Annotated in this window: 15 protein-coding genes and 1 pseudogene; 10 read left to right on the forward strand and 6 right to left on the reverse strand. The window is 75.3% G+C overall.

Features of this window, described 5'->3' with window-relative positions; translation table 11 throughout:
- On the reverse strand, positions 1 to 372 hold a 372-nt coding region (locus ACFVHV_RS40260; RefSeq protein WP_359908789.1), incomplete at its 3' end, for a cytochrome C oxidase subunit I.
- 331 nt (positions 373 to 703) lie between these two features.
- Here ACFVHV_RS40260 and ACFVHV_RS40265 point away from each other — a divergent pair.
- On the forward strand, positions 704 to 1,135 hold the full coding sequence (locus ACFVHV_RS40265) for a YchJ family metal-binding protein (RefSeq protein ID WP_359908792.1): 432 nt from the start codon (positions 704 to 706) through the stop codon (positions 1,133 to 1,135).
- A 90-nt stretch (positions 1,136 to 1,225) separates the two neighbouring features.
- Here ACFVHV_RS40265 and ACFVHV_RS40270 read toward each other — a convergent pair whose 3' ends face one another.
- The gene (locus ACFVHV_RS40270) at positions 1,226 to 2,281 is read right to left on the reverse strand and encodes a polysaccharide deacetylase family protein (RefSeq protein ID WP_380358387.1); all 1,056 of its coding nucleotides are present in this window, start codon (positions 2,279 to 2,281) and stop codon (positions 1,226 to 1,228) included.
- A gap of 228 nt (positions 2,282 to 2,509) precedes the next feature.
- On the opposite strand from ACFVHV_RS40270, the gene ACFVHV_RS40275 reads away from it, so the two are divergent.
- Positions 2,510 to 3,040, forward strand: coding sequence for a GNAT family N-acetyltransferase (locus ACFVHV_RS40275; RefSeq protein WP_380358390.1), 531 nt, complete (start codon positions 2,510 to 2,512; stop codon positions 3,038 to 3,040).
- A 15-nt stretch (positions 3,041 to 3,055) separates the two neighbouring features.
- On the opposite strand, the gene ACFVHV_RS40280 is transcribed toward ACFVHV_RS40275, so the two are convergent.
- Entirely contained in the window at positions 3,056 to 3,973 is a 918-nt protein-coding gene (locus tag ACFVHV_RS40280; RefSeq protein WP_380358393.1) for a carbohydrate kinase, read from the reverse strand.
- A gap of 377 nt (positions 3,974 to 4,350) precedes the next feature.
- Here ACFVHV_RS40280 and ACFVHV_RS40285 point away from each other — a divergent pair, with 377 nt between their 5' ends.
- Complete coding sequence (locus ACFVHV_RS40285; RefSeq protein WP_380358396.1) at positions 4,351 to 5,895, forward strand: M1 family metallopeptidase; 1,545 nt, start codon at positions 4,351 to 4,353, stop codon at positions 5,893 to 5,895.
- 234 nt (positions 5,896 to 6,129) lie between these two features.
- Entirely contained in the window at positions 6,130 to 6,366 is a 237-nt protein-coding gene (locus ACFVHV_RS40290) for a hypothetical protein (protein WP_359908806.1), read from the forward strand.
- A 34-nt stretch (positions 6,367 to 6,400) separates the two neighbouring features.
- Here ACFVHV_RS40290 and ACFVHV_RS40295 read toward each other — a convergent pair whose 3' ends face one another.
- From ACFVHV_RS40295 to ACFVHV_RS40305, 3 genes are all read right to left on the reverse strand, one after another.
- Complete coding sequence (locus ACFVHV_RS40295; RefSeq protein ID WP_380358400.1) at positions 6,401 to 7,981, reverse strand: sigma-70 family RNA polymerase sigma factor; 1,581 nt, start codon at positions 7,979 to 7,981, stop codon at positions 6,401 to 6,403.
- Between the two features lie 173 nt (positions 7,982 to 8,154).
- Positions 8,155 to 9,147 carry a CAP domain-containing protein gene (locus tag ACFVHV_RS40300; RefSeq protein WP_380358403.1) on the reverse strand — a complete coding sequence of 331 codons (993 nt, stop codon included), beginning with the start codon at positions 9,145 to 9,147 and terminating at the stop codon, positions 8,155 to 8,157.
- A 115-nt stretch (positions 9,148 to 9,262) separates the two neighbouring features.
- The gene (locus ACFVHV_RS40305) at positions 9,263 to 9,742 is read right to left on the reverse strand and encodes a GNAT family N-acetyltransferase (RefSeq protein WP_359908812.1); all 480 of its coding nucleotides are present in this window, start codon (positions 9,740 to 9,742) and stop codon (positions 9,263 to 9,265) included.
- Between the two features lie 347 nt (positions 9,743 to 10,089).
- Here ACFVHV_RS40305 and ACFVHV_RS40310 point away from each other — a divergent pair.
- The 6 genes and pseudogenes from ACFVHV_RS40310 to ACFVHV_RS40335 all read left to right on the forward strand — a co-directional run.
- A pseudogene (locus ACFVHV_RS40310) lies at positions 10,090 to 10,434 on the forward strand (nuclear transport factor 2 family protein); the annotation flags it as partial.
- Between the two features lie 19 nt (positions 10,435 to 10,453).
- The gene (locus ACFVHV_RS40315; RefSeq protein WP_380358406.1) at positions 10,454 to 11,998 is read left to right on the forward strand and encodes an ATP-dependent DNA ligase; all 1,545 of its coding nucleotides are present in this window, start codon (positions 10,454 to 10,456) and stop codon (positions 11,996 to 11,998) included.
- A gap of 300 nt (positions 11,999 to 12,298) precedes the next feature.
- The gene (locus ACFVHV_RS40320) at positions 12,299 to 12,514 is read left to right on the forward strand and encodes a ferredoxin (RefSeq protein WP_359908818.1); all 216 of its coding nucleotides are present in this window, start codon (positions 12,299 to 12,301) and stop codon (positions 12,512 to 12,514) included.
- Between the two features lie 103 nt (positions 12,515 to 12,617).
- A complete protein-coding gene (locus ACFVHV_RS40325) occupies positions 12,618 to 13,832 on the forward strand; it encodes a cytochrome P450 (RefSeq protein ID WP_359908821.1) in 1,215 nt (404 codons plus the stop codon).
- Positions 13,833 to 13,993: 161 nt separating this feature from the next.
- A complete protein-coding gene (locus tag ACFVHV_RS40330) occupies positions 13,994 to 14,158 on the forward strand; it encodes a hypothetical protein (protein ID WP_359908824.1) in 165 nt (54 codons plus the stop codon).
- Positions 14,159 to 14,262: 104 nt separating this feature from the next.
- Entirely contained in the window at positions 14,263 to 14,601 is a 339-nt protein-coding gene (locus tag ACFVHV_RS40335; RefSeq protein WP_359908827.1) for a hypothetical protein, read from the forward strand.
- Positions 14,602 to 14,755: the final 154 nt, after the last annotated feature.

Raw genomic sequence — 14,755 nt, forward strand, 5'->3', positions numbered from 1 at the left:
GCCGCGCAGAACGGCCGGGACGACGGCGAACAGCGCCGCCGTCACGGTGACGGAGAGGCAGAGCGCCGCCCAGCGGGCGCAGATCCGGCGGCACTCGACGCGGTACCGGGCGGCCAGCCGGCGGCAGCGCTCGACCGCGCGGTCGACGACCTCCTCGGCGTAGCGCAACCGATCGGCGGCGTAGGCCTGTTCGAGGCTCTCCCGCTCCGCCGCCGGCAGCCACGGGAACTGCGCGGCGAACGCCCGGGCGTCCCGCTCGGCCGCCGCGACCTCCGCCTCCCAGGCCAGGAAGCCCTCGATGCGGGCGAACTCCGCCCGGGAGTTCACCCGGGGGCGGGCGCCGGCGGGCCTGCCCCGGCGAGGGGTCCGCACTCTCGGCGGACGCTGTCTGCCACCCATGACCGCTCCGTACGTTGTAAGGCGGCCCGCCGGAGAAGCCTGCGGGGGACGGGCTCCTGACGGGGATCGCTCCGCGACCAGGCAACTACTATCAGCGACGAACAGCAGGTGGCGGGCGGCTCGCCACAACCCGCGCGATTCTTGCCGGACGGTGGAGCCCGCGACGAAGGGCCGGCCGCTCCACCGGAACGGACCTCCGGGTGACACGGACGGGCCCGCCCCCGGTGCGCCCGGGGGCGGGCCCGTTCCCGCCGTGCGCGGGGCGGCCGGGGAGCCGTCCGGCGCGTGGGGGACAATGGACGCCATGTCCCGACGTCGTTCCGCTCCCCGCGCCGCAGCGCCGCGGCTGCTGCCCTCCTCCCCCTGCCCGTGCGGCCTCTCCGCCGGCTACGGCGACTGCTGCGGCCGGCTGCACCGGGGCCAGTCGACGGCCACCACCGCCGAGTCCCTGATGCGCTCCCGGTTCAGCGCCTTCGCCGCGCAGGACGAGGCGTACCTGCTGCGCACCTGGCACCCGGACACCCGGCCCGCGGAGGTCGACTTCGACCCGGGGCTGCGCTGGACCGCGCTGGAGGTGGTCGCCACCACCGAGGGCGGCGCGTTCCACGCGCAGGGCACGGTCGCCTTCCGGGCCCACTGGACCGAGGGCGGCGAGGAGGGCGTGCTCACCGAGAACAGCCGCTTCGTGCGGCACGAGGGCGCCTGGGTGTACCTCGACGCCCTCTCGCTCGGCTGAGCCGCCCGGCCCCGAGCCACCGCCCGCCCCCCGAGCCACCCGGACCGCGGCCGCCGGGTGGCCGCGGCGGGTGGCCCCTGCCGACAGGTGCTACAGGTAGTCGTCCAGCCGGGCCAGGGCGAAGCCCTGCGCGGTGACGTCGTTGACGACCTTGCGCAGCAGGTCCGGCATGGAGGCCTTCCAGATGTCGGTGCCCCGGAAGTGGGTCAGGATGATGTCGCCCGGATGCAGCTGCTGGTCGTCGTAGCGCCATTCCGTGTGGTCCGGGAAGGCCTCCTCGTTCCACAACGGCACCGCCTCCACCCCGCAGGAGGCCGCGGCGCGCAGGGTGTCGTCGTTGTACTCGCCGTACGGCGGACGGAACAGCCGGGGACGGACACCGATCTGCTGCTCCAGCTGGTCCTGCTGGTTGCAGATCTCCTGGCGCTGGGTCTCGTAGTCCAGCACCTTCAGGTTGCGGTGGTTGATCGTGTGGTTGTTGATCTCCACGCCGTGGGCGTGCAGGTCCCGGAAGTAGCCGTAGTTCTCGCGGGCGAGGTAGTCGGAGACGTACGTGCTGAGCGGGATGCCCAACTCCTCGGCCATCCGGGAGAACTCGGGGTCCTTCTCGGCGCCGTCGTCGACGGTCAGGAAGACCACCTTGTCGTCGGTCGGGACCCGGTAGACGACGGGCGGACGGCCCTCCGCGAGCTTGACTCCCTGCCCCTGGGTGAGCGCGGGCCTGGTCGCCGGGCGCGGCGGGGCCTTCAGGGGCGGGCGTTCCAGTCCCCAGCGCTGCGCGGTCTCCACCGCGGCGCGGGCGGCCACCTCCTGACGGGCCGTGGCCTCGCCGCCGCTCTGCTCCTCCTTGCGGGCCAGGCCGGGCAGCTGCGGCCGCTCCACGGGCGGGGCGCCCGCGCGGGCGGGGCCCTCGGCGGCCTGTACCGCTGCGGCACCTTCCGGAGCCGCGGCGGCTTCGGCGGCGGGCGCCGCGTTCGCGTCGGCGGCCGGGGCGGGCTTCGGTCGGGCGGGAGCGGCCGGACCGGCGCAGCCGGCGAGGACGGCGGAGAGGCAGACGGTGGCCAGCAGGCCGGTCCGTACGCCGCTCCGGCGCTGCTGATTCCCCCTCAGATCCCCACTAATACGACAACCTGATGGTCTGTTCATAGCTGCACTGCTCCCCCGCCGCGCACCACCGCCAATCCCCACGTCACCCGCGCGGGGCAACGACGCACCGGAGCCTTGCCGTTCCTTTGCCCGGGCGGCGGCCGACCGGACGGACGACCGGGGTGGACCAGGGCGGTCGGGGTGGAGCAGAGGCGGTTCGAGCCGGGCCGGACCGGGCCGCCGGAAAACCGATTGCGGGGGCGGCGCCATGAAGTGGATCATGCGCGCATGACCGACACCGCGCCCCGCAGCTCCGCCCCCTGGACCGTCGCCACCGCCGACGTGACCGCCCCCGAGGCCCTGGACCTGCTGCGCGAGTACTACTACGACGTGGCCAACCGCTACTACCGCCTGCACTTCGACCGGGAGGGCACCCCCGAGGAGCTGGAGTCCGGCCTGGCCGGCTCCCCCAGCGACGACCTCGCCGCCCCGGACGGCCTGTTCCTGATCGGCCGTCACGACGGCGTCGCCCACTCCTGCGCCGGCCTGCGGCGGCTCCACGCCACCACCGCCGAACTCACCCGCGTCTTCGTCCGCCCCGGCCTGCGCGGCACCGGCGGCGGCGCCGAACTGCTGGCCGCCGTCGACCGGGCCGCCCGCTCCCTTGGTGCGGACCGGATCGTCCTCGACACCCGCCTCGACCTGACCGAGGCCCGCGCGCTCTACCTGCGCAACGGGTACCGGGAGATCCCCGCCTACAGCAGCGGCCCGTACGCCGAGATCTGGTACGGGAAGGACCTCACCGCCCTTGCGCGGTAGGCGGGTTGGGCCCGGCTACCCGGCACTCGCCGGGGCGTGGGACGGCGGCCCGTCCGTCAGGGCGGCCGCGAGTTCGGCCGCCGAGGGCGGGTTGGCGCCCGGGCGGGCGACGGTCAGCGCGGCCGCCGTCACCCCGTGGGTGAGGCAGACCGCGAGGTCGGCGCCGACCGTGCGGGCGTGCAGGAAGGCGGCCATGAAGGAGTCGCCGGCACCCACGGTGTCCGCGACCGGCACCCGGAGGGCCGCGGCCTCGGCGTGTCCGCCCCCGGCGGTGCGGGCGAACGCGCCCTCGGCCCCGAGGGTGACCGCGACCACGGCCGGGCCGAGGGCCAGCCAGCGCTCGACGACCGCCTCGGGCCGCTCGCCCGGGTAGAGCCAGGCGAGGTCCTCGTCGCTGGCCTTGACCAGGTCGCTCAGCGCCACCCAGCGCTCGACCCGGCGGACGGACTCGGCCCGGTCGCCCATCAGCGCCGGGCGCACGTTCGGGTCGTAGCTGATCCGCGCCCGCCCGCGCCAGCGCTCGACCAGCGCCAGCACCGAACCCGCGCCGGGCTCGGTGACCGCCGCGATCGAGCCGAGGTGGATCGCGGCGGGCGGCTCGGCGAGTTCGGTCGGCGGGAGCGTCCAGCGGATGTCGAAGGTGTAGCGGGCCCGCCCCTGCCCGTCCAGCTCCACCACCGCCGAGGGCGTCCGGGCGACCTCGGCCGCCCGCACCCGCACACCCGCCGACTCCAGGTGCCGCCGGATCAGCCGGCCGTTGGCGTCCGGCCCCAGTTCGGTGAGCAGCACGGCCGGGCGGCCCAGCCGGGCCAGGCCGTAGGCGACGTTCGCGGGGCTGCCGCCGGGGTGCACCCGGTCCGGCTCCGCACCCGATCGGACGATGTCGGCCACGCACTCGCCGATCACCAGAACGGGTGAAGCTGGGCTGGTCACGGCGGCTCCTGGCATCCGGTACGCGGGCGTCGTCAGAGCCGCCAGCCTACGGGGTGCGGCCGGGCACGCGGTGCCGGGGCAAGAGAGTACGGCCGCCGGACCTGGCCAGGTTTTCCGACGGCCGTGGATCGTCCGTCAGGGGACGATGCACTCCTCACGGTAGACCGCGTGCGGCGGCCGCGCCATCACTCTGGGCCGTCCGGGGGACCACGGGGTGTCATCGAAGCGCACCGATCGCGCCCGGGCCCTGCGGCAGTCCACTAACATCCGTGGCCGGGCTCCCCGTTCCGGCGGCTCCCGACCTCTCCCCCGCTCCCGCTCGTGAAGTGCGGTGATCACCCTTGTTCAGGCCCCGCGCCGGTCTCCTTCCCTCGCTCGTGCTCAGCGCGGTCGTGCTCTCCGCGAGCGTGCCGACGGCCGGCGCCGCCGACGGGCCGGGCGATCCGGTCTTCCCCTCGCTCGGGAACACCGGGTACCGGGCACTCCGGTACGACCTGGCCTTCGACTACCGGGCCGGGACCAGGACGGTGGACGGCACGGCCGTGATCACCGTACGGCCGGACCGCGCCCTCGCCCGGCTGGAGCTGGACGCGCTCGGGCTGACCGTGCGCAGCGTCCGGGTCGACGGACGGCCGGCGGACTTCGCGGCCCACGACGAGAAGCTGACGGTCACCCCGGCCGGGCGGTTCCTGCCGGGCGCCGTCACCCGGCTCACCGTCGAGTACAGCGCCGATCCCCGTGCCGCGCTGCCGCACACCGGCTGGGTCCCCACCCCGGACGGCTTCGCGGTGGCCGGCCAGCCCAACAGCGCGCACACCGTCTTCCCGTGCAACGACCACCCGGGCGACAAGGCCCGGTTCACCATCGCGGTGACCGCCCCGGACGCTCTCCTCGGCGTGGCCAACGGCGAGTTGACGGCCACCGAGCGGCTGGGCGACGGCCGCACCACCCGCCGGTACGTCTCCCGCGAGCCGATGGCCACCGAACTGGTCCAGGTCTCGGTCGGCGACTACACCGTGCGCGAGCGCACCGGCCCGCACGGCCTGCCCCTGCGCGACGTCGTGCCGACCGCCCGCGCCGCCGAGCTGGAGCCCGCACTCGCCCTCACCCCCGGCCAGCTCGTGTGGGCGGAAGCCCACCTGGGGCGGTTCCCGTTCGAGGTGTACGGGATCCTGCCGGTCAACACGGACGACCCGGCCGCGTTCGCCTTCACCGGCCTGGAGACCCAGACGCTCACCCTGTACAAGCCGAACTTCCTGCGGCAGGCGGAGCCGGCGATCGGCTCGCACATGATGCACGAGCTGGTCCACTCCTGGTTCGGCAACAGCGTCTCCCCCGCCCGGTGGTCCGACCTCTGGCTCAACGAGGGCCACGCCGACTTCTACGGGCTGATGTACCGCTACGAGCGCGGGTGGCCGGACGCCTGGGGCCACACCACGCTGGTCGACCGGATGCGCTACGTCTACGGGCTGGGCGACCAGTGGCGGCACGACTCCGGGCCGGTCGCCTCCCCCACCGCCGCCGACCTCTTCGACAGCCAGCGGTACACCGGCGGCGCTCTGGTGCTGTTCGCGCTGCGGGAGAAGGTCGGGGCGGAGGCCTTCGACCGGATCGAGCGCACCTTCCTGGGCACCCGCAGGTACGGGAACGCGAGCACCGAGGACTACGTGCGGACGGCCTCCGCGGTGTCCGGGCAGGACCTGCGCGGCTTCCTCCACGACTGGCTGTACGGGCTGCGGACACCGCCGATGCCGGGGCATCCGGACTGGGTGGTGGGCCCGGTCGGCCCGACGGGGGCGGTGCCGGCGGTTCCGGCCGCGCCGGGCGCTGCGGGGGTGGCGGTTCCCGGGTCATCGGCCTGGGAGCGTGGGGCCGCAGGGGCGGGCGGGCCCGGGGTGGCGCGGGGCTCCGGAACGCTCTGACGGCGCGGCTGGGGCTGCTGGTGCACGCCCGGCGCGCCGCCGTGCGTCCGGTCGCCCCGTACGCGCCCCTGACCGGCAGGGGCGGGTGGGGCCATGGTGGTTCCCACGGCCCGCCCGCCGCCCGGCAGAGTCCCGGTCGGTTCGCGGGCCGTCCAACCTTTCCGGACACTCCCGCCGCGGGCCCGCGGCAGGTCCGGGCCGTAACCCTTCCGGCGCAGCGTCGTTGGACCGGCCATGAAGAAGCGCAGCATGCTCGCCGTTGCCTCGCTCGCCGTTGGTGTCGTGGCCTCCCTCACCGCGCCGAGTGCGCACGCCAGTGCCGTGGGCGGGCAGGAGGGACTGCCCGGGCCGCTGAGCAGCGCTCCGGACGTGGTGCCCGGGCAGGTCGGTGACGCGGGCGGCGTCCTCGGGGACGCCACCGGCTATGTGACCGGGTCGGCGAACGGCCTGGTGGCGGCCACTCCCGCGTAGTCCGGCGCCCACCGCCCACCACCCCGGTCACGGTTCAGGACATCGGGGCTCCGAGGTCCTGGGTCCAGTAGGGGGTGCCGGTGGAGCTGGTGGCGAAGCCGACGCCGATGTCCTTGAATCCGCAGTCGAGCATGTTGGACTGGTGGATTCCGCCGTCCATCCAGCGGGCGAAGACGGCGGCCGGGGTGGTCGGGCCCCGGTCGAGGTTCTCGCCCCACTGGGACCAGCGGTAGCCGGCGGCGGTGATCCGGGCCTCGGTGCGGACGCCATCCGGGTTGACGTGGTCGAAGAAGCCGCGGGTGGCCATGTCGTCCGCGTGCTTCTGGGCCGTGCCGTGCAGCCGGGGGTCGATCCGCAGCGGGGCGCAACCCGCCCTGGCGCGTTCGGCGTTGACCAGGTCCACCAGCTGGCGTTCCGGGTTGGGCTGCGGTGTCGCGGCGGCGGTGCGGGTCGCGGTGGGCGTCGGTGCGGGCGTCGCCGTCGCCGTCGGGCTCTCCGCGGGCAGCGGGGTCGGCTCGGGGACGGCGGCAGCGGGTGCGGCGGCGGCCGTCGGGGTGTCCGGTGCCGCGGCCGGAGCGGTGGGCTCGGGTGCCGCCGGCTGCGGGGGTTCGGCCTGCGGCCAGACCAGGGCCAGGGTGGTCACCGCGACCGCCGCGGCCGCCCCGCTCGCCAGGACGGCCTTGCGGGCCGCGGTGCCGGCCCAGCCGCCGTGCCCTCCCGCATGCGCCCCGGCACCGGCGTGGGCCCCGGCCCCCGCTCCGGTGGAGGCTCCCGTTCCGGTGGCGGCCGCCGAGGAGACGACGGCGGCCGCGGTGTGCTGGAAGTGCAGCAGCACGGGCCAGTCGAGCGGGATCGGCACCAGGGCGAGGCCGGCCAGCAGTCCCTCCGCCGGGAAGAGGTCCCGGCCGAGGCCGTCGCAGTCGGCGCAGTCGCGGATGTGGCGGGCTATGCGCTTGCGCCAGACCGAGTTCGGGGTGCCGTCGAAGCCCGCGGTGAGCTCGGTCAGTCCGGGGCAGCGGGGGTAGGCGCAGAGCGCGCGGACGACGATGCGGCCCGCTTCGAGCTGCTTCTTCATCCGCTGTACGCGCACGGCGGTGTGCTGCGGGCTCAGGTCGAGGGCGTCGGCGAGTTCGGCCCGGGTCAGTTCGCCGGCGGCCTCCAGCCACCAGAGGGCGAGCAGTTCCCGGTCGTCCGGGTCCAGCCAGCGGGTGGCCTCGGCCACCTCGCGGCGCTGGCCGGACAGGCCGAGGCGCAGGATGGTGAGGTCCGTGAAGTCGGCCCGGGGGTCGGCGACCTCCCAGGTCTCGTCCAGCCCGCCGACGGTCGGCTGCTGCTGGCCCGCGGCGTGCCGGCGGCGCACCTGGTTCATGGTGATGGCGACCAGCCAGGACCGGAAGGACTCGGGGTCGCGGAGCCCGTCCAGGCCGTCCAGGGCGCGGATCATGGTCTCCTGCGCGACGTCGTCCACGTCGGCGTGGCCGCCGAGGGCACGGCCGGCCACGTTGTAGACGAGCGGCAGCCAGGCGGCGACCAGCGCCTCCTGGGCCTGCCGGTCACCTGCCTGCGCCGCTAGCACCAGGGTGGTCCCGGTCCTGTTCTGCACATCAGCGTTCATGGTCCGCACTCCGTCTTGCCGTGTATCCGTCCGCCGCTGCCTCCTCGGAGACCCGTGTGGAGTGATCAGATAACAACAATGTGCACGGAATCGGAAAATCGGTCCGGACTACTCGGCCCGAGCCGGAGCCCGGACCGGCCGGGCCAGGCCGGACCGGGCCAGGCCGGACCGATTCACGCCGGGGACGCGAACACCTGGGTCCACCACGGACCGTTGACGCCGGTCCGCACGCCCACGCCGAGCTGCTTGAACGAGCAGTTGAGGATGTTGGCCCGGTGGCCGGGGCTGTTCATCCAGGAGTTCATCACGTCGGCCGGGTCCTTCTGGCCGCGGGCGATGTTCTCGCCCCAGGTGCTCCAGCTGTAGCCGGCCGCCTCGATCCGGTGGTCGGCGTGGTAACCCTCGGGGCTGGCGTGGTCGAAGTAGTTGCGGTTGGCCATGTCGTCGCTGTGCGCCTGGGCGGCGCTCGCCAGCCGGGGCTCGGCGCTGACCGGCCCGCAGCCGGCCTTGCTGCGCTCGACGTTGACCAGGTCCACGACCTGCTGGACGTACGACGGAGCCGCGCCGCCGCCCGCCGGCGGGGGCGCGGTGGGCCGCTTGGGCGGGAACGGGAAGCCGCCGGTGGCGGCCCGGGCGGCGTTCGAGGCCGCCTTGGGCGCGGAGGCCGTGGGGGCGGGCGCGGCGTTCGGGGCGGCGGTGGCCGCGGCCGCCGGGGAGGCCGGAGCGGGCGTGGTCGGCGTGAGCGAGGTGCTCGGAACGGCCGCCGGGTCGGTGGCGGTGGGGGTGGCCGGGGGAAGGACGTCCGGGTTCGTCCCGCCGGCGCCGGGCACCTGGATGCCCTCGCGCGTGCCCAGCTCCGCGGAGATCAGCATGTCGGCGGAGAGCGACTGGGTCGCCGTGTCCCGGTCGGTCTGCTTGCCGCCGTACGCCGCGTAGCCCGCGCCGGCCAGCGCGGCGAACAGCCCGGTGCCGGCCACGGCCGCGACGACCGCGGTGACCGGCACGATCCCGCCGCGCCGACGCGCCCGCCGGCCCCGCCCGGTGTGCCGCTCGGCAGCCCGCCGTGCCGCCCGGCCGCCGGAGCGGCCGCCGGCTCCACTCCCGTTGTCGCTGCCGGCACCGCCTCCGCTCGCCGGGAGGATGGTCGTCCTGTCGTCGCTGTTCACGTGGCCACGCTTTCTGTTCCGGGTCGACTGGTCGGGTGTCGACACATGGGAGACCTCCCGGCCGGGCGCCGATAACAGAAACTCCGAACGAATGTCCGGCGGTCGGGCCGCGGCCTCAGCCGACCGGTGCCTCCGGGGCCATGTCGTAGGTGAGGAACCTGGTCCGTACGGCGACCTTGTCGTATTTTCCACGGGCCCGGTAATTGTCCTCGGAGGTGATCCAGCGGACGGTGTTCCAGCCGCGTTCCGCCGCGATTTCCCGCAGCCGGCCCAACAGCGCGTCCACCGCGCCGCCGCCCCGGACCTCCGGTGCCACGAACAGATCGTCCAGGAAGCACCCGACGGCCCCGTGCAGAGGTCGCGCGAACGGCCGGTAGTGCGCGAGGCCGACCGGCCTACCGTCGCCGTCCCGCACCAGGAGCCCCGCCACCTCGTGCCCCGGGTCCATCAGCCAGGACCAGACCAGCTCGGCCTTCTCCTCCGGAACCGGGACCCGGTAGAACTCGCCGTACCCCCGGAACAATTCGCGCCAGGCCTCGAAGTCGCCGGCCTCGGGCGCGCCGACGCTCCAGCGGGTCGTGGGGGTGTCGCTCATCTCGGTCTCCATCACTCGGAAGGCGGTGCGGGCCCTCAGCATGACGCCCCGTCGCCCCGTCGCTGATCACCGGCCCGGCCAAGAGCACCCGCCCCCTGCGCCATCGCGGCGCCTTGCGGCGACGGGCGCTCGGTGCCGCGCGGGAGGGGCGGCGGGAGGGCGGGGGTCGTGGCCCCGCCCGGATCAGACGGAAGAACAGGGCCCTGCGTTCGCGCCGGACCCGGGGGGCCGGGCGCGCTCCCCTTCAGCGCGTCGGCGAGGAGCAGCAGCAACCGCACGGCGTCCTCGGGCGTGGCGTCGACGGCCGCACGCGCCCGACCGCCAGCTGAGCACGCCCGTCGGGACGGCCCTGCCCGGGGCCGGCCTGCCTCGCGGCGATCGCCGACGACGGCATCGACCACCCGGAGTGGGAGCCCGGCCCCATCGAGGTGCGCGTCCACGGCGACGCCGCGGTCGTCCGCTACCGGGCCACCCCGGAGGTCGTCTTCCACGGCATCGCCGTACCGAGGGAGCAGTACTGGCGCACCGACACCTACGAGAGGACCGACGGCCGGTGGCAGGTGGTGCGGTCCCGGGCCGACGCGATCCGGTGGGCGGCCGCCCGGGCCCCGGGACGGCGCGCTCCGCCGCGGCCCGGCGCGCCCCGGGAGCGCCGGCCGTGGTGCGGGGCCGGCGGCCGGGGCGGATGCTGAGGGGGGTGGAGGTGGTGCTGTGGCGGGGTTGCTGCGGCTGGCGTCGGTGTCGCGGGAGGTGGCGGCGGAGGCCGGACGGCGGGCGAAGACGGAGTTGTTGGCCGGTTGTCTGCGGGACCTGGGGCCGGTGGAGGGGGCGGCGGCGGTCGCCCTGCTGTCCGGGGAGTCGCAGCGGCTGCGGACCGGGATCGGGCCCGCGGCACTGCGGGGGCTGCCGGAGCCGGCGGCGGAGGCCTCGCTCGGGGTCCGGGAGGTGGAACGGGAGCTGGAGCTGATCGCGGGGGTGCACGGGCCGGGGGCCCAGGCGGAGCGGCGGCGCTTGTTGCACGGGCTGTTCGCGCGGGCGACCGCCGTGGAGCAGGGGTTCCTGCGGGCGGTGCTGGTCGGGGACCTGCGGCAGGGGGCGCTGGACGCGGTGGTGGGGGACGCCGTGGCGCGGGCGGCCGGGGTGCCGGCGGCGGCGGTGCGGCGGGCGTTGATGTTCCGGGGCTCGGCCCGCGCGGTGGCGCAGGCCGCGCTGACCGGTGGGCAGCCGGCGCTCGCGGCGTTCCGGCTGGAGGTGGGACGGGCGGTGCGGCCGATGCTGGCCGCCTCGGCGCCGGACGTGGCCACCGCGCTGGAGCGCACCGGCCCGGCCGCGGTGGAATGGAAGCTGGACGGCGTCCGGGTGCAGGTGCACCGGGAGGGCGGGGAGGTCGCGGTGTTCACCCGCGGCCTGGAGGACATCACCGCCCGCGTCCCCGAGGTGACCGAGGCCGCGCTGGCGCTGCCGCTGCGCTCGGCGGTGCTGGACGGTGAGGCGATCGCGCTCGGCCCGGACGGCCGGCCGCGCCCCTTCCAGGAGACCGCCGCACGCACCGCCTCCCGGCGGGAGCCGGACCGGCTGCGTGCCGAAGTCCCGCTCGACGCCTACTTCTTCGACCTGCTGCACCGGGACGGCGAGGACCTGGTGGACCGTCCCGGCCGGGAGCGCTGGGCGGCGCTGGCCGAGGCGGTGCCGGACGGCCTGCGGCCGGCCCGCGTCGAGACCGGGGACCGCGACCGGGCGCTGACCTTCTTCCGGGAGACGCTGGCGCTCGGCCACGAGGGCGTGCTGGTGAAGGATCCGGCGGCCCCGTACGCGGCCGGGCGGCGCGGCGCGGGCTGGATCAAGGTCAAGCCCCGGCACACCCTGGACCTGGTGGTGCTGGCCGCCGAGTGGGGCAGCGGGCGGCGGCGCGGCTTCCTCAGCAACCTGCACCTGGGCGCCCGGGCGGCGGGCGAACCGGGGCTGGGCCCGTGGGTGATGCTCGGCAAGACCTTCAAGGGCCTGACCGACGAGACGCTCGCCCGGCAGACCGCCGAACTGCTGGCCCGGGAGACCGGGCGGGACGCCTGGACGGTGCGGGTCCGACCGGAACTGGTCGTCGAGATCGCCTTCGACGGGGTGCAGCGCAGCTCCCGATATCCGGCCGGTCTCACCCTGCGGTTCGCCCGGGTGGTGCGCTACCGGCCGGACAAGAGCGCCGACGAGGCCGACACCGTCGCGACCGTACGGGAGATCGCCGCCGCCGAGGGGCTGTGAGCCGCTGGCGAAGGGCGGTGGGCCGTCGTCGAGAGGCGGTGAGCCGTCGCCGAAGGGCCGCGTGCCGGGCCGGATCCGGGCCGGCTCAGGTGCCGGTGGCTGCGGGGCGCGCACTTGTCACCACGGCGTCAATTCAAACCTGGTTCACCGCCCGGAGGCTCCGACGGGAGCCGAATCGGCCATTCTCGGTGATCCCGCCACCGCGCCCTCCGTGGACGGAGCAGCGCCGGTTAGGTTGGCAATGACAACGAGAGGCGGCCGCCGGGCAGCCGGCGGCGCACTGGCGAGAGGTGCCCGACCATGCGGGTGAATGTCGACCGGGACCGCTGCTGCAGCTCCGGGATGTGCGTCACGAACGTTCCCGAGGTCTTCGACCAGGACGACCACGACAGCCTGGTGAGACTCCGTCAGACCTCGTTCCGGCCGGACCAGTTCGACGATCTCAGACTGGCCGCCCAGCTCTGCCCGGGCGGCGCGATCACCGTGGTCGAGGACGGGCCCGCACAGGCCGAGTAGGCCGAGGCCGGGCCGTTCCGGACACCGCGACGGCCCCCCGACGGACGTCCGGTCACCACACCACCCCCACCGGAGAACCATCGCGACGCAAGGAGACCCCGCCTTGACGAGCACGCCCATCGTCCCCGCCGTCCCGCTTCCGGCCCGGCACTCCGCCGGCTGCCCGTTCAACCCGCCGCCCGCGTACACCGAGGCCGCCGCGAGCGCCCCGCTGACCCGCGGCGATCTGCCCGGCGGCGATTCCTGCTGGCTGGCCACCGGCTACGCCGAGGTCCGCACCATCCTCTCCGACCGCCGGTTCAGCGCCGACATACGCCACCCCTCCTTCCCGCTGCTGGTCGCCGGCGACCGGGAGCAGATCACCGCCACCCCGAGCTTCCTGAACCTGGACGACCCCGAGCACGCCCGGCTGCGCCGCATGGTCACCGGGGACTTCCTGGTCAAACGGGTCCAGGCGATGCGCCCGGACATCCAGCGGATCGTGGACGAGGCGCTGGACACGATGACCGATGGCCGCACCGAGGCCGACCTGGTCGCCGACTTCGCGCTGCCCGTCCCCTCCCTGGTGATCTGCCTGCTGCTCGGCGTCCCCTACGAGGACCACGAGTTCTTCCAGCGCGTCGGCCGGACGCTGCTCAGCAACGCCAGCAAGGTCGAGCAGCGCCTGGCGGCCCGGGACGAGATGCTGGAGTACCTGGAGGGGCTGGCGACCCGCAAGCGGGCGGAGCCGCGGGACGACATCATCAGCCGGCTCGCCGTCCGGGACGACCTCACCCCGCGCGAGGTCGCCAGCACCGGCATCCTGCTGCTGATCGCCGGGCACGAGACGACCGCGAACATGATCTCGCTCTCCACCGCCCTGCTGCTGGACCGGCCCGAGCAGATCGCCAGGCTGGCCGACCCGGCCGCCCTGCCCGGCGCGGTGGAGGAACTGCTGCGCCACCTCACCATCGTCCACACCGGGGTGGCCCGGGTGGCCCTGGAGGACGTGGAACTGGGCGGCACCACGGTCCGCGCCGGGGAGGGCGTGATCGCGATGCTCTCCACCGCCAACCGGGACGAGGAGGTGTTCGGCGGCGCCGACCGGCTGCCGGTGGACGAGCTGGACCTGGGCCGGGACGCCCGGCGGCACCTGGCCTTCGGCTTCGGCGTGCACCAGTGCCTCGGCCAGCCGCTCGCCCGCGCCGAGCTGCAGATCGCGCTGGCCACGCTGTTCCGGCGGCTGCCCGGGCTGCGGCTGACCGTCCCCCGCAGCGAGCTGGTGTTCCGCACCGAATCGTTCATCTACGGCATGCGGTCACTGCCCGTCACCTGGTGACGACCGGGTGAGGTCCGGGCGAGGTCCGCGGAGGCCCGCCGGGTCACCCGGCTGGCCCCGACGCCGGGGCGGAGGCAGGCTGGAGGGGCGAAGAGACACCTCCGGTCCTGCCGCGCCCGCGACCCGGCGCGCCGGGACCGGCCGAGGAGACGGAGCCCGCGATGACCGACATGAGCGACCGGTCCAAGGTGAGCACCGAGGACGACGAGGACGTCCGCGCCGCTGACCCCGAGGAGGGCATCCCCTCGATGCAGAACCTGCACGCCCAGGACACCTCCCGGGCGGAGGGCGCCCCCATGCTGGACGAACCCGGCCAACCCGACTGAATCGTCCGCCGTACCGACTCGACCGCCCGGTGGGACCGGGCGGTCGCCGCGACCGCGGGTGTCGCTGCTCCGGCGGCGGGCCACCCGCGGGGGAGGATAGGCGCATGACCGAACACGACCAAGGCAACCGCCAGGCCCGGCCGTCCGCGGACCCGCGCACGTCGTGGGCGACCTGGACCACCCAATCGATCATCAGCGGCCCCGGTGGGGTGACCACCACCGAGGTCGGCCCCATCTCCGGCGACCTCACCGTGCACACCACCTGGGTGGACGGCGAGGCGAGGCTGACCGTCCAGTACACCGGCGCGCTGGACTGGTACACGGTCGCCGGCAGCCCGGTGCCGGCACACGACGAGAGCACCGCGCGGGCGGTCCACCAGGCGATGGTGAACGGCGTCAAGGCCGGCCGGGGCGCGGGTGCCCCGGCCCCGCCCAAACCCTAGGAAGCTCCGGGTCCTCCCGGCAGCTCCAGGAGGAACGGCAGGACGACGGCGCGCCCGGGACCGGTCCCGGGCGCGCCGTCCAGCTCCGCGCCGCGACGGAGCCGTCCCGGCGGCCTCCACCCCGTGGCGTATAAACAACTGAAGCTGGCGACGA

Source organism: Kitasatospora sp. NPDC127116 (genome assembly GCF_042677365.1).
In the GTDB taxonomy this organism is placed as follows: domain Bacteria; phylum Actinomycetota; class Actinomycetes; order Streptomycetales; family Streptomycetaceae; genus Kitasatospora; species Kitasatospora lactacystinica.